Raw genomic sequence first — 13,293 nt, forward strand, 5'->3', positions numbered from 1 at the left:
AAAAGTATATCTTTTAACCAAAGATTAAGGTAATTTAAATTTAAATTGAATTTAAACTAAGAAAATTTGAATTTAATAAGAAGGCTAATAAGATGAATAAAAAAGTGATTGCCGGTGTTCTAGTTATTATGGCTGTGGGTCTCATCGGCTTTTGGGCGTGGAATTATAATAATAAAAAACAATCAGATAGTTTTTTAACTTTATATGGGAATGTTGATATCCGCCAAGTTTCACTTGCATTTGAACAGTCGGGGCGTATTCAGAAACTTTTAGTCCAAGAAGGCGATAAAGTTCAAACAGGCCAGTTACTAGCGACCCTTAATAGCGATGCATTACAAATTCAGGCAAAACAAGCACAAGCACAGCTCAAAGCCCAAAAAGAGACAATTATTAAACAAGAAGTAGGGGCTCGTCCTGAAGAAATTACCCAAGCAAGAGCACAACTCGCTTCTGCTCAAGCAGAGTTAGATAAAACAGATAAAAACTTACAGCGTTTACAAGTTTTGGTGAGTAGTACAGATGGACGGGCGATTAGCCAACAAGAGTTGGACTATGCCAAAAGTAATCAGCAAAGTGCGCAAGCAGCGGTTCGAGAAAGACAGGCCAGTTTAGAATTATTAATTAAAGGTACTAGACAAGAAGATCGTGAAGCGACCAAGGCACAATATGAAGTCACGCAGGCTAATTTAGATTTAATTAACTATAACCTTACCCAGACTGAACTAAAATCTCCTGTAAATGCAGTAGTTCGAGCACGTCTACAAGAAGTTGGCGATATGACAACTGCGCAAAAGGCCGTTTATACATTGGCTTTGACCGATCCCAAATGGATTCGTGTGTATGTAAATGAACAAGACCTAAGTTCCATTAAGTTGGGTGGTACTGCCCAAGTCATTCGTGACTCTTATCCTCATCAGCCCATTAATGGAAAAATTGGCTATATATCTTCAGTGGCTGAGTTCACACCAAAAACCGTACAAACCGAAGAAATTAGAACAACACTGGTTTATGAAGTTCGAGTGTATGTAAATGATCCAAATGATCGATTAAAAATGGGGCAGCCTGTTACGGTAAAAATTCCACTTGCTTCAGGTGAGAAAACCCATGACCAATGAAAATATGGTGGTTTCTGTCCATGATTTAGTCATGACTTTTAAAGCTGTGAGTAAAAAGTCAGCAGATCTTACTGCAATTGATCATTTGAATATGCAAATTAATAAAGGAGAACTTACTGCTTTAGTTGGACCAGATGGTTCGGGGAAAACAACTTTATTGCGGTTAATAGCTGGATTATATAAAGCCACTTCGGGTTCATTAAATGTACTTGGAATTGACGTAAGTAAAAATCCACAAGCTGTACAAGAGCGTATTAGCTATATGCCACAACGCTTTGGACTCTATGAGGATTTAAGCGTACAGGAAAATTTAGATTTATATGCTGACTTACACGGCGTTTCAAAGGATGTACGGGGGAAAAGGTTTAAGCGGTTATTGGAAATAACGGATCTTACTCAATTCACTCAACGCCTAGCAGGCCAACTTTCTGGTGGGATGAAACAAAAATTAGGACTCGCATGTACCTTAGTTCGCTCCCCAGAGTTACTTTTACTTGATGAGCCAAGCGTTGGAGTGGACCCTTTATCAAGACGAGATTTATGGATCATTATTGAACAGCTTGTTCAGGAAGAAAACTTAAGCGTAATCATAAGCACTGCTTATATGGATGAAGCAGAAAAATGTGCTCAAGTGTATATCATGCATGAGGGTAAAATTTTAAAGCAGGGTTCTCCAGAACAATTAAAAGAAATAGCACGTGGGCAAACATGGCAAGTAAAACCTCCTGCAAATATTAAATCACGGACTGTACAAGCTAAATTATTTGATCATCATCTAGAAATTATTGATGCTGTTCCAAAAGGTGAACAAGTACGTTTTATTAGTCGCCAAAAAGAACTATCAGCCGAAGCTTTACCTCTAGAGCTAATAGCAAGTACGCGAGAACCTGAGCTTGAAGATGCTTTTATGATGTTGTTACAGCAGGTTCAAAAGCAACGAAAGCATATATTAACTTCTGAGCAAAATTTTAACTTACTCAAAAATCATGAGTTGAAATCAGACCAACCTGTCATCGTAGTCAAAGATTTAGTGAGAACTTTTGGAAATTTTACTGCTGTCGCTAACACATCATTTGATGTACAGCGTGGTGAAATCTTTGGATTACTTGGGCCAAATGGGGCGGGTAAAACGACCACATTTCGAATGTTGTGTGGATTGCTACCAGCAAGTAGTGGTTATTTGGAAGTTGCTGGTAAAAATTTACGCACCGCTCGAGCTGAAGCGAGGGCTAAGGTGGGTTATGTCTCTCAAAAATTTGCACTGTATAGTAATTTAACTGTTTTAGAGAACCTCAAATTTTTTGGTGGAGCCTATGGTTTATCGGGTGAAAAGTTAAAACAACAAATTGATAAAGCATTACAGCAATATGACTTAAAGTCTCATATTAAAAGCGGTGATTTACCGGGCGGTTATAAACAACGGCTATCTATGGCTGCTGCATTACTGCATGAACCGGAAATTTTATTTTTAGATGAACCTACTAGCGGAATTGATCCGCTTGCACGGCGTTCATTTTGGTACAGCATCGGTGAGCTCGCAAATCAAGGCATCACGATCATTGTTACGACTCATTTTATGGAAGAGGCGGAATATTGTGACCGCATTGCCATACAGGATGCCGGAAAGTTATTAGCCTTAGGTTCACCCCAACAAGTCCGAGAATTAGCAAGTAAAGATAAATATATTGGTGATATGAACGAGGCTTTTATAGCAATTGTGGAGCAAGCACGTGCGTTAAGGCATGCTGTTTAGGAGGTCTACAATGAGTCAGTTTGCAATTTGGCATCGATTAACAGCGTTAATTCGTAAAGAAACTAAGCAGCTCATTCGTGATAAAAGCAGTCTCGCAATTGGTCTAGTTCTACCTATCGTCTTAATTTTACTATTTGGTTATGGACTTTCTTTTGACTTAAATCAGGCAAGAGTCGGTGTTGTAGTAGATCAATCTTCACCACAGGCAACTCAGGCTTTAGCTGGTTTAAGTGGTTCTCGATATTTAACTAGTCAGCAATTTTATAATTTGCCTGAAGCGGAACAAGCTATACGAGACGGAGAAATTGATGCAATTTTGCATGTCCCTTCAGATTTCGCCAATCAAGCTCAGCGCGGTACGGCAAAAGTTCAATTATTATTGAATGGTACATCAACTACCATAGCAACAGCATTAGAAGGTTATGTTGCAGGCGCTTTGGCAACGGCGTCGTCTATAGAGATTGATCGAAACGCAATATTAGCATCTTCAAGCACTATTAATATTGAACAACGCATATGGTTCAATGAGTCTGGTAATAGCACTTGGTTTTTAGTGCCTGGTTTAATGGTGTTAATTTTAACTTTAATTGGCGTATTTTTAACTGGGTTGCTAATTGCCCGTGAAAGGGAAAGGGGAACATTGGAAGCCTTATTTGTTACCCCTGTACGGCCATTTGAAATTGTATTAGCAAAGCTCATTCCCTACGTTGTGGTCGGCATGATTGATATTATTATTTGTATTATTGCCGCGCATTTTATTTTTGAAGTGCCCATGCGCGGGTCATTATTCTCAATTTTATCGGCTTCATTTTTATATTTAATTGTTTCTTTATTACTGGGTTTAACCATATCAGGCTTTGCTCAAAGCCAATTTCAGGCGAGCCAAATTGCCTTACTGGCAAGTTTTATGCCCGCACTCATGCTTTCAGGTTTTGTTTTTGATACACGCAATTTACCGTTGGTTGTGCAAATTGTGAGTCAGTTACTTCCTGCTACGCATTTTATGATTTTAATTAAAACCTTATTTATGGGAGGTGATGATTGGAAGTTATGGTTTAAAGAATGCGGTATTTTATTGGGATATATCGTTGTTTTGATATGTGCCGTAAACTTTTCACTCAAAAAACGGTTGAGATAAAGTTATGTGGCAGCAACTGTTGATTTGGCTGAAACATTTAAGTTTTTTAGTCAAAAAAGAATTCTTGACTATTTTTAGTGATCCTGCAAATAGAGCCATTCTGTTTGTACCGGCACTGATGCAAGCACTTTTATTTGGTTATGCTGCTACGTATGACGTTAACCATGTTGATTATGCAATTTTAGATCAGAGTAATGGACAGGTTTCACATGAGCTGATTTCAAAACTGGAAGGTTCTGGTATTTTTAAGCGCGTTGCAACGCTTGAATATACCGACCAAATCAAACAGGTCATTGATAGCCGTAAAGCATTAGTCGTGATTACAATACCTTCAGACTTTGAGAGTAAATTAAATAATAACCAGAGCTCTGTCATACAGGTGATTATTGATGGTAGGAATTCCTCCACAGCTGTAGTGGCAGGTTCTTATGTAAATAAAATTATTAATCAGTTTAATCAGCAAAAATTTAATTCAGGCTTACCTGTTAGTATTGAAACCAGAACATGGTACAACCCAAATCAAGAATCTCGATGGAGTTTAATGCCTTCATTAATTGCGGCATTAAGTATGATGCAGACATTACTTCTATCGGCTTTATCTGTAGCACGTGAACGTGAACAGGCAACATTCGATCAATTGTTAGTTACACCCTATACGCCATTACAAATTATGATTGGTAAGGCTTTGCCACCAATTTTTGTCGGATTGATGCAATCAACCATTATTTTATTAATCATTTTTTTCTGGTTTAAAATTCCAATGAATGGCTCTATTGGGCTGCTTTATTTTGGTTTGTTGAGTTTTAATGTGGCCGTAGTCGGGGTAGGCTTATCAATTTCAGCATTATCTTTAAATATGCAACAGGCTATGCTTTTTACATTTTTATTGATTATGCCTTTGATGCTGCTTTCAGGGTTACTTACACCAGTAGAAAATATGCCTAAAGCACTCGAAATAGCAACCTACGCAAATCCCTTAAGGTTTGGAATTAATCTGGTACAGCGGGTTTATCTAGAGGGTGCAAGCTTTGCACAAGTGAAATACAACTTTATTCCAATGATTATACTTGGACTGGTCACTTTACCTTTAGCCGCTTGGTTATTTCGGAACAGATTAACTTAATCATATTAATTAAAAAGCCCCATTTTAGGGGCTTTAAAACTTACTTAGGCACGTACGATTAACTCGTAACCTGTATATTTACGGATATTAATAACACCAATATCAAGAATTAAATATTGACCTTTAATACCTTGTAATACACCGCGAATTTTTGGAGTTTTATCCAAATTTAACGATTTAATTTTTTCAGGATAGTGTTCAACCGGGTAAACAAACTCACGTGGTAACTCATCTTCGAGCAACTCAACTGTTTCGTTAAATTCAAGGTTTTGACTGAATTCCTCACGTATAGTTTGAATTTTAGGTGCGAACTCTTCAATTAACTGGTCACGTTGTTCAACCATATTTAAAGGTTCAGCTTCACCCTTAAGGAGTTTGCGCCAATCAGTTTTGTCAGCAACCATAGAACCAAACATGGTTTCAAGCTGACCAGATAAACGGCGTGATCCTACCTTTAAAATAGGTAAGGCTTGTGTTGCGCCCTGATCTAACCAGCGACCTGGCATATGGCTAACACGCGTAATACCTACTTTGAGAGCACTCGAATTCGCCAAATACACAATATGAGGTTGGAAACAAACATTGTGGGCAAAGTCATCTTCACGACACGTACCTAAATGGTAGTGGCATGTTTCAGGTTTCATAATGCATAGGTCGCATTCTGCTTTGGTTTTAAAACATTTAAAGCAGTGGCCTTGAGAATAAGACTTGGGTGTTTTAGTGCCACAAGAAGTGCAATAAATATTACCTGTCCATTCGATTTCTAGTTCTTGTCCTAAATTAAAAGGAAGATCAATTTCTGAACGGTCTAATACAAATTTGTATTCAACATTTGCCTTGGTTGTCTGTTGATCAGTTACACTAGCATCTTTTAGGCCTGCATGCATTTTATGGCAAATGCCTTGTAGTTCCATAAAGTTTAAACTCACATCTTTCAATTAAGGGTTGCAGTTATGGCTGAACAAAATGTCATCACTTCTATGCTAGACGATTTATCAAACGAACAGCCCATTCATACTGCACTTTGTATTGGCCAGAAAATTGACCAGAATAACGCAATTCAATGGCACTATTTTACCGTAACTGAGCTTTTAAGTCTGCCTTTTACTCAGCGTTATGACTTGGGTTTTGTATTGTTTGATACTGATGAAATGCAGTCCATAACTGAAGTACAAAAGTCACAATTATTAGTAAAACTACGTGATTTATTAGCAAAACGAATTGTTGTCGTAAGCAAACGCAGTGATGAACAGTTATTACGTTCTTTAGGTTTTACGCAACTCATTGATAAAACTTCACATGATAGTGATTTTGCTTTATGGCAATTTAACATTTTGACCTATAAGCATGTTCCAGATTGGTTTAATTCAAAGTTCTGGGCAAACCCAGAGAACTGGAATAAATTCCGCTGGTAAAAGAGCACTCAATCTCTTTCAAAATTTAACAATTTGGCTTTTGCTGTCTTAACAAGAATCCGCGTATGCTCATGTATAAACCATACATAAGAGTTACACATGACAAATTTAAGCAACATTGTAGAAGTTTTGGCTAAGCAAGCTTTAGGTGGGAATCAGCAAGCGTCAGGACAAGGTGGTTTAGGTGGAATTTTAGGTTCAGTATTAGGACAAATGGGCGGTAATACTTCATCTGGTACTCAAGGTGGTCTTGGAGGCGTACTAGGTTCTGTATTAGGTCAAGTGACTGGAAATAATAACAACACACCTCAAACAGGTGGCGGTGTACAAAGCTTATTAATTGCAGTTGTGCCTCTAATCTTAGGCTGGGTTCAACAACAAGGTGGTTTACAAGCAGCTTTAGAAAAGTTGAAAGGTGCGGGTTTAGGTAGTCAGGTTCAAAGCTGGGTTGATCCAAATCAAAGTAATAGCGAAGTTCCGACTCAACAATTACAGAGTTTGTTTAATCCAGCCGACATTGAGCAAGTTGCTCAGCAATCCCAAGCGCCAAAAGAGCAAGTTTACGGTGCAATTGCTTCTGTCTTACCTCAGGTCATTGACTCATTAACACCTCAAGGTGACAGTACCGATCATCAAGAAGCAAATCAAGACATTCAAAACGTCATGAATCTTGTAAGTGGTTTCTTAAAGTAAGATACAAAGTTAAAAAAGCCGGTATAAAAATATCGGCTTTTTAAATCTGCATAATAAAATAAAAGGGCATTAGCCCTTTTATTTTAGATATGAATCAAAGATAACTAATTAGAAGTTATATTCGATACCAGTACCTACAACAGTTTGCTTGTCGTCATCATTTAACCAGTCGCGTTTTTGTTGAGCAACGATACCGTAAAAGCGAGCTTGTTTATTGATTTGGTAATCAAGACCTAAACCATACAAATCAATTTTACGATCTGATTGACCACTTACTTGTGTTTCAGCAGAAGCATATTCTGCTTTTACTTTTAGTTTAGTGTTAGGAATTTTATAAGCAGCTGTTACTGCATATGCTTGTTCCTCTAAACCACGGTAAGCTTTACCAGCTTTATCGATTGAACCATCTGATTTATATGATTGACCATATGCAGTCAAATCATCAGTAGGTTCAGCATGTTGCCATAAAGCACCTACAACAAAACCTGATTTTGCGATGTCATAAGAACCAGTCACACGGTAAGCATCTGTATAAACATCTTTCAGACCGTAAGCAGCATATTTACCTTTAATACCAAAGTCACCAGCAGCAGCTACTGCTAAACCAATGTCTTTGTTTTCATAACCAAGCGCAGTTGATACTGAGTCAAAGCTGTCATTTTTGCTGTCTTTACCAGTTTCACCTTGTTTGCTATCAGAGGTGCTTTCACCAGTTTGAGCCATGATGTTGAAAGTTAAACCAGCTAATAATTTAGGGTCTAATTCAAAACCAACTACGTTGTCTAAACGGTTTTCGCCGTACATGATGTTGGTAATATCTAAACGTGTATCGTCATTAAAGATGTCTTGGTTACCACCAGCAGCAGTTTTGAAGTAAGAATCATACTTACCTACTTTTAATGTACCAACACCTTCAGTTTTTAAACCGATAAAACGGTTACGCGCACTAAGATCAGTATCAGAACCTGAACCATCAGTAGAAATTGCCCATTCAGCCAAATAAACCGCAGATAACTTGTCAGTTAATTTCTCTTCGCCTTTTACCCCAATGCGAGAAGAGTTTGAGTTAATTTCGGTAACGTCACTTTTTCCATCGAAATTTTTATTGTCAACTTGGTTAATAGAAACATTTAGTTTGCCATACAAAGTTGGCGCTGCTTGCACCGCGTTTATGCTCAAAGTTGCAACTGCGGCAGCGAGTAGCAATTTCTTCATTGAGATTTCTCCAAAAGTTTTAAAAATGGCGTATGCCTAGTTAACTATTTATTTTGTAGTTGACTTATGTACAAAAAGTTACAAAAGCTCACCAACTTGCTAAGCAGTATCGGCAAACTTTATGACAGGGGCGTGAAAACTAAATGACAGTTTTATGACGATTAAAATTTAGAAATAAATTAATTATTTTAGTTTTTATATAGTTTTTAGACGAAAAAAAACGGAGTCAAAACTCCGCTTTAATAAATTAAAAATCAAAGAGCTGCTTTAATTTTCTCAGCTAATGCTTTAATTTTTTCTTGGTCTCCTAACTCTACAGCATGACGTCCAAGTTGATGCACATTTGTAGGAATAAGATGAAAATGAACATGCGGAACAGTTTGTCCTGCCGCTGCTCCAGAAAGTTGCATTAAGACAATACCTTCTAAATTGAGGGCTTTTTCCATTGCCTTCGCAATCTTCTGAACGATTTGTATGGTATATGCAGCTGCTTCTGGAGGTAAATCAAGGAGTGTAACAGCAGGTGTTTTTGGAATAACTAATGTATGACCATCGGCTTGAGGCATAATATCCATAAAAGCTAGAACTTGATCATCTTCATAGATTTTTATCGCTGGAAGTTCATCACGTAAAATTTTTGCGAAGATATTTTGATCATCGTATGCCATGTATTATTCCTTTAAAAATTACTTACATTTCAATTCTTTCTGACGCTCTTTAATAGCATCAAGACGTTGTTGCTCTTTGTCAGAAAACTTTGGTTTTGTCGTATGACAGTTTTCATTACCATATTTTTCTTTAGCATCAGGATCTTTAAAGCAAAAGCCTTTTGATGCATAAATCAAATTATAATCGTCTTGCAATTTCTGACATTCTTGCTCAGGTGTTGCAGCTTGAACACTTAAACCAGCAATACTTACCATGCCAGTAAAGACTGCAACCATAAATTTATTCATGAGCGTTTCCTCAGTTAAAGGTATGAACCTGTATTCAATATAAGGTTTATTACCAATATTTCAATGACTATTAATTACTCAAGTGTCATTTTGGTTGATAATTTGTTCACAAAATAAATAAAAACTTTACATATCAATAATTTATAAAAATCAAATAAAAACATAAACTTAAACAAAATTATATATATGTTTTTAAAATTTGATTAACATTTAATTCAATCTAAATCATATTGATAAGACAAAAACCGAGTTGTACTTGAGTTGATAATATAAAAAAATTTTAGGAAAAGATAAAATTTTAGCGCTTTTTCATTTGCTAAATAGACGGCTTGAGTTTGAAATTGGGTCAATGAAAAAGAGATATATCGATGACATTATAAAAATACAAAACGTGATAATTATCACATTTTGTATTTCAGGATTAAGTGGAATTCACTAGGCTCATTTTAATTTAGACGGAAATGAGCTTTTTCTTTTATTTTGTAGAATATAAATAATTCATAATTAATCTGAGTTTACAATTCAAATGAAAGATGTATTGATTTTACATATTTAAACTTCTATTATAGGGTGCTTAATTGCTGCGTTTGATAGTTTTTTGTTTTAGTAGCCCATTTCTAAAATTGAAATGGGCTTTTTTTTAATAAAATTATTTCGAATTATATTAATTTAATATTTTAAATTAGAGCATATCTGGTTTCATATTTAGTTTGTGTGGTGGGTTAAATAGTCTTCTAAAGCGCTTGTCGGTAAACATAAAAAGATAATATCTGCTTATACCGCATGCACTAGTAGGACAGACTTTGTGCCATAGTCTGCTGCATGTTCTTTGACCTTTTCGATTTTTCGATTCCATATCTAGACAGTCGAAGTTTTTTTGATAAATGTGCCGCCATAGGGTAGTCCATTGCACTTAAACCAATAAATGCAACAGATTGACTCATAACCTTATCTTTAAATTTGTGTTGAACGTTCGGTTAGCCATTTTGCCATTTTTGGCCAAAACTCCAGAGCACTTGCCTGACTCGACATTAGGCCTAAATGACCGCCAGGAATAAGAGTAAATGTGACATCTTGGCTATTAGTCAATTGACTTAATGGAGAAGCTGCATCAGCAGTCACTAACTGATCACTACGACCCGCGCCAACTAAAAGAGAGCAATCTATATTTTTTAATTCGATTTTTTTATCTTTTAACTGAATAAAACCACGTTTTAACGGATTTTGTAGCCACACATTAAACAACATATCCTGATTAATCCCACCTGGGTAATCAATCATATTATTTAAAAAGCTACTTAATGTTGCGTGCTCTTGTACAAATTGTAGATCGTCCAAATTTTTTAGTAATTGAATATGTCCCTCAAACCAGCCTTTAGGATCAAGAATTTTAAACCCTAACGAATTTAAAATTCCGGGGCTATGAATCAGACGTTTTGGCAATCCCGAATAAATACGGTCCTGAATTTTCTTATTGCGACCAATAAAATGATTCATGGTTCGATAGAGTTTGCCAATATAACCAGAGGCATAACTATCTATTGGACTACCAAGAACAATCAGGTTTTTAATATGGTTGGGTTGGTTAAGTGCAGCATATAAAGTGACGAATATGCCAGCCATACTCCATCCATGTAGCGAGATTTGCTCACTTTTTGAATGTGTTCGGATGAGTTCAATCGCTTTAGGAATAAAATCTTCAATAAATGATAAAAAGTTAAGATGTCTATCTTTAAATTTTAAACGGCCCCAATCTACTAGATAGACATCGAAGCCAGCATTTTGGAAGTATTTAATCAGCGAACGGTAAGGGTATAAATCATAAATCGCCATATTAATGGCGAGTGGAGCAACAAATACTAAAGGTTCTTTAAATTGTTTTTGTGTTGCGGCGTAATAGCGAATACGGGTTTGATTGAATTCACCAATCACTTCATAGGGCGTGCTTTGCGATAGAACTAATGTTTTTGGGTGAAATAGTCGAGCAGAAAGGTGCTTGATTTGACTTTGTTCAGAGACAAGGGACTTTAAGCGTTTCATCTTGCTTTTCCAACTATTTACTAAAAATTGAATAAAGTCTAAGCGATAATTTTAAGGTTTACCTTGACCTTAAATACATTAGACACTCAAAATGATGATAGTTTTTAGTACATGACCAGTAAAGGCGAACATTTAATGAACCAGTCTGATGATTTAGAATACCAACTTGATACCTTAGCCATTCGTACCGGACATACTCGTAGTTTTGAAGGTGAACATGGCGAACCGATTTTTTTGACATCATCTTTTGTATATGAAAATGCAGAAGAAGCTGCAGCAAAATTTTCTGGTCAAGTTCAAGGAAATATCTATTCTCGTTTTACCAATCCGACTGTATCGATGTTCGAAAAACGTTTAGCAGCTTTAGATGGTGCTGAACGTGCTGTTGCGACAAGCTCTGGAATGGGCGCGATTTTGTCAGTTACTATGGCGTATTTAAAAGCCGGTGATCATGTTATTTGCTCAAGAGCAGTTTTTGGTTCAGTTGTTGCCTTGTTTGAAAAATATATTGCCAAGTTTGGCGTAGATATTACATTTGTCGATTTATGTGATTTGGACGATTGGAAAAACGCAGTACGTCCAGAAACTAAACTTTTATTTGTTGAGTCGCCGTCTAATCCTCTGGCCGAGATCGCAGATATTCAAGCGCTTGCAGATATTGCTCATGCGAATGGTGCATTACTTGCTGTTGATAACAGCTTCTGTACACCTGTTTTACAGCAACCATTAAAGTTTGGGGCAGACCTTGTAATTTACTCTGCAACTAAATATTTAGATGGGCAAGGACGTGCATTAGGTGGCGCCGTTGTTGGTAATCATCAGTTATTGGAAGAAGTTTTTGGTGTGGTTCGTACACTAGGCCCATCAATGAGTCCATTTAATGCATGGGTTTTCTTAAAAGGTTTAGAGACTTTACGTTTGCGTATGAAAGCACACTGTGAGAGTGCTCAAATTCTTGCAGAATGGTTATCTACTCATGAAAAAGTAGAAAAAGTCTACTACGCTGGTTTACCAACTCAAGAAGGCCATGAACTTGCCGCTAAACAGCAAACTGGTTTTGGTGGGATTGTTTCTTTCGTTGTTAAAGGCGAACGTGAAGGCGCTTGGACGGTCATTGATAATACTAAGTTTATTTCAATTACGGGCAACTTGGGCGACGTGAAGTCAACAATTACACATCCTGCAACGACTACACATGGCAAACTTTCTGCTGAAGCTAAAGCTGCGGCTGGCATCCAAGAGGGTTTAATACGTGTATCAGTAGGCTTAGAAGATATCAATGATATTATCCGTGATATCTCACGTGGTCTGGATCTAATCAATTAACTCTTTTTTTGTTCATAAAACCATCTCTTTAAGCGAGGTGGTTTTATATTTTAATGTTACGCAAATTTCAGAAATGCAATAAAAAACCTACATTTTTGTTTAAATTATGACTAAGAGCACAAGGTATAAAGACTCTAAATTTAATTAAAAGAAATGTGAGTTTTAAAATGCTTAAGCCTATTGCTATTATTGTTGTGGTGGGGGTAATTGGGGTGGTTGGCTACAAATTACTGACTAAACCGCATCAGCACCCAGCGAATGAAACTACCTTATTGATTAACAACGCAGAAAAGTCTGTGCAAGAAGCAGATAAATCTATTCAAGAAGCAAATACCTCTTTTAAGAAAGTTCCCTTAAGTGAATATAAAACAATTGATAAAGGGTTGCAGGCCTCTCAATAGTGACCTAAATTTTTATAATGCTTTAAATCTATAACATTGCATTCATGAAATGTACCTAAGGTTAATTACTCTATTCATATAGCTACGTGAAAGAGACCTAGAGATACTGATAGAAAAC

At 36.6% G+C, this 13,293-nt stretch carries 13 protein-coding genes and 1 pseudogene; 8 read left to right on the top strand and 6 right to left on the bottom strand.

The genetic code is table 11. The annotated features are described in order from the left end of the window. Window positions 1–92 precede the first annotated feature (92 nt). From OD757_RS09545 to OD757_RS09560, 4 genes are read left to right on the top strand one after another with little or no spacing between them, the layout of a single operon-like run. Window positions 93–1,115 (top strand): HlyD family efflux transporter periplasmic adaptor subunit, encoded by a 1,023-nt coding sequence (locus tag OD757_RS09545; RefSeq protein WP_263031697.1) that lies wholly within the window; start codon window positions 93–95, stop codon window positions 1,113–1,115. After that, the gene (locus tag OD757_RS09550; protein ID WP_263031698.1) at window positions 1,105–2,868 is read left to right on the top strand and encodes an ATP-binding cassette domain-containing protein; all 1,764 of its coding nucleotides are present in this window, start codon (window positions 1,105–1,107) and stop codon (window positions 2,866–2,868) included. Before OD757_RS09545 ends, OD757_RS09550 begins: the two co-directional genes overlap by 11 nt. A gap of 10 nt (window positions 2,869–2,878) precedes the next feature. After that, window positions 2,879–4,006: an ABC transporter permease gene (locus OD757_RS09555; RefSeq protein ID WP_263031699.1), complete on the top strand. Its 1,128-nt coding sequence runs from the start codon at window positions 2,879–2,881 to the stop codon at window positions 4,004–4,006. Window positions 4,007–4,010: 4 nt separating this feature from the next. Continuing rightward, window positions 4,011–5,129, top strand: coding sequence for an ABC transporter permease (locus tag OD757_RS09560; protein ID WP_263031700.1), 1,119 nt, complete (start codon window positions 4,011–4,013; stop codon window positions 5,127–5,129). Between the two features lie 44 nt (window positions 5,130–5,173). Here OD757_RS09560 and OD757_RS09565 read toward each other — a convergent pair whose 3' ends face one another. After that, complete coding sequence (locus tag OD757_RS09565; RefSeq protein WP_263031701.1) at window positions 5,174–6,043, bottom strand: DUF2797 domain-containing protein; 870 nt, start codon at window positions 6,041–6,043, stop codon at window positions 5,174–5,176. Window positions 6,044–6,082: 39 nt separating this feature from the next. Between OD757_RS09565 and OD757_RS09570 the strand changes: the two genes are divergently transcribed. Both OD757_RS09570 and OD757_RS09575 read left to right on the top strand, forming a co-directional pair. Next, window positions 6,083–6,544 carry a DUF6231 family protein gene (locus tag OD757_RS09570; protein ID WP_263031702.1) on the top strand — a complete coding sequence of 154 codons (462 nt, stop codon included), beginning with the start codon at window positions 6,083–6,085 and terminating at the stop codon, window positions 6,542–6,544. A gap of 99 nt (window positions 6,545–6,643) precedes the next feature. Continuing rightward, window positions 6,644–7,237, top strand: coding sequence for a YidB family protein (locus OD757_RS09575; RefSeq protein WP_263031703.1), 594 nt, complete (start codon window positions 6,644–6,646; stop codon window positions 7,235–7,237). A gap of 108 nt (window positions 7,238–7,345) precedes the next feature. On the opposite strand, the gene OD757_RS09580 is transcribed toward OD757_RS09575, so the two are convergent. The 5 genes and pseudogenes from OD757_RS09580 to OD757_RS09600 form a co-directional block, all read right to left on the bottom strand. Further along, complete coding sequence (locus tag OD757_RS09580) at window positions 7,346–8,452, bottom strand: porin (protein ID WP_263031704.1); 1,107 nt, start codon at window positions 8,450–8,452, stop codon at window positions 7,346–7,348. Between the two features lie 254 nt (window positions 8,453–8,706). Continuing rightward, window positions 8,707–9,120 carry an HIT family protein gene (locus tag OD757_RS09585; protein ID WP_009387191.1) on the bottom strand — a complete coding sequence of 138 codons (414 nt, stop codon included), beginning with the start codon at window positions 9,118–9,120 and terminating at the stop codon, window positions 8,707–8,709. 18 nt (window positions 9,121–9,138) lie between these two features. Then, complete coding sequence (locus OD757_RS09590) at window positions 9,139–9,408, bottom strand: YARHG domain-containing protein (protein ID WP_004792570.1); 270 nt, start codon at window positions 9,406–9,408, stop codon at window positions 9,139–9,141. 777 nt (window positions 9,409–10,185) lie between these two features. Next, window positions 10,186–10,352, bottom strand: a pseudogene (locus OD757_RS09595) (NAD(P)-binding domain-containing protein); the annotation flags it as partial. Window positions 10,353–10,362: 10 nt separating this feature from the next. Further along, window positions 10,363–11,448: an alpha/beta fold hydrolase gene (locus OD757_RS09600; protein WP_263031705.1), complete on the bottom strand. Its 1,086-nt coding sequence runs from the start codon at window positions 11,446–11,448 to the stop codon at window positions 10,363–10,365. Between the two features lie 135 nt (window positions 11,449–11,583). Here OD757_RS09600 and OD757_RS09605 point away from each other — a divergent pair, with 135 nt between their 5' ends. Beyond that, entirely contained in the window at window positions 11,584–12,774 is a 1,191-nt protein-coding gene (locus tag OD757_RS09605; RefSeq protein ID WP_263031706.1) for an O-succinylhomoserine sulfhydrylase, read from the top strand. Between the two features lie 167 nt (window positions 12,775–12,941). Continuing rightward, complete coding sequence (locus OD757_RS09610; protein ID WP_263031707.1) at window positions 12,942–13,175, top strand: hypothetical protein; 234 nt, start codon at window positions 12,942–12,944, stop codon at window positions 13,173–13,175. The last annotated feature ends 118 nt before the right edge of the window (window positions 13,176–13,293 follow it).

This window comes from Acinetobacter sp. AYS6, from assembly GCF_025630795.1.
In the GTDB taxonomy this organism is placed as follows: Bacteria; Pseudomonadota; Gammaproteobacteria; order Pseudomonadales; family Moraxellaceae; genus Acinetobacter.

Bases quoted from the DNA above. Each gene is read 5' to 3' on its own strand.
- OD757_RS09545 (WP_263031697.1), top strand. From the start codon at position 93: ATGAATAAAAAAGTGATTGCCGGTGTTCTAGTTATTATGGCTGTGGGT.
- OD757_RS09550 (WP_263031698.1), top strand. From the start codon at position 1,105: ATGACCAATGAAAATATGGTGGTTTCTGTCCATGATTTAGTCATGACT.
- OD757_RS09555 (WP_263031699.1), top strand. From the start codon at position 2,879: ATGAGTCAGTTTGCAATTTGGCATCGATTAACAGCGTTAATTCGTAAA.
- OD757_RS09560 (WP_263031700.1), top strand. From the start codon at position 4,011: ATGTGGCAGCAACTGTTGATTTGGCTGAAACATTTAAGTTTTTTAGTC.
- OD757_RS09565 (WP_263031701.1), bottom strand. From the start codon at position 6,043: ATGGAACTACAAGGCATTTGCCATAAAATGCATGCAGGCCTAAAAGAT.
- OD757_RS09570 (WP_263031702.1), top strand. From the start codon at position 6,083: ATGGCTGAACAAAATGTCATCACTTCTATGCTAGACGATTTATCAAAC.
- OD757_RS09575 (WP_263031703.1), top strand. From the start codon at position 6,644: ATGACAAATTTAAGCAACATTGTAGAAGTTTTGGCTAAGCAAGCTTTA.
- OD757_RS09580 (WP_263031704.1), bottom strand. From the start codon at position 8,452: ATGAAGAAATTGCTACTCGCTGCCGCAGTTGCAACTTTGAGCATAAAC.
- OD757_RS09585 (WP_009387191.1), bottom strand. From the start codon at position 9,120: ATGGCATACGATGATCAAAATATCTTCGCAAAAATTTTACGTGATGAA.
- OD757_RS09590 (WP_004792570.1), bottom strand. From the start codon at position 9,408: ATGAATAAATTTATGGTTGCAGTCTTTACTGGCATGGTAAGTATTGCT.
- OD757_RS09600 (WP_263031705.1), bottom strand. From the start codon at position 11,448: ATGAAACGCTTAAAGTCCCTTGTCTCTGAACAAAGTCAAATCAAGCAC.
- OD757_RS09605 (WP_263031706.1), top strand. From the start codon at position 11,584: ATGAACCAGTCTGATGATTTAGAATACCAACTTGATACCTTAGCCATT.
- OD757_RS09610 (WP_263031707.1), top strand. From the start codon at position 12,942: ATGCTTAAGCCTATTGCTATTATTGTTGTGGTGGGGGTAATTGGGGTG.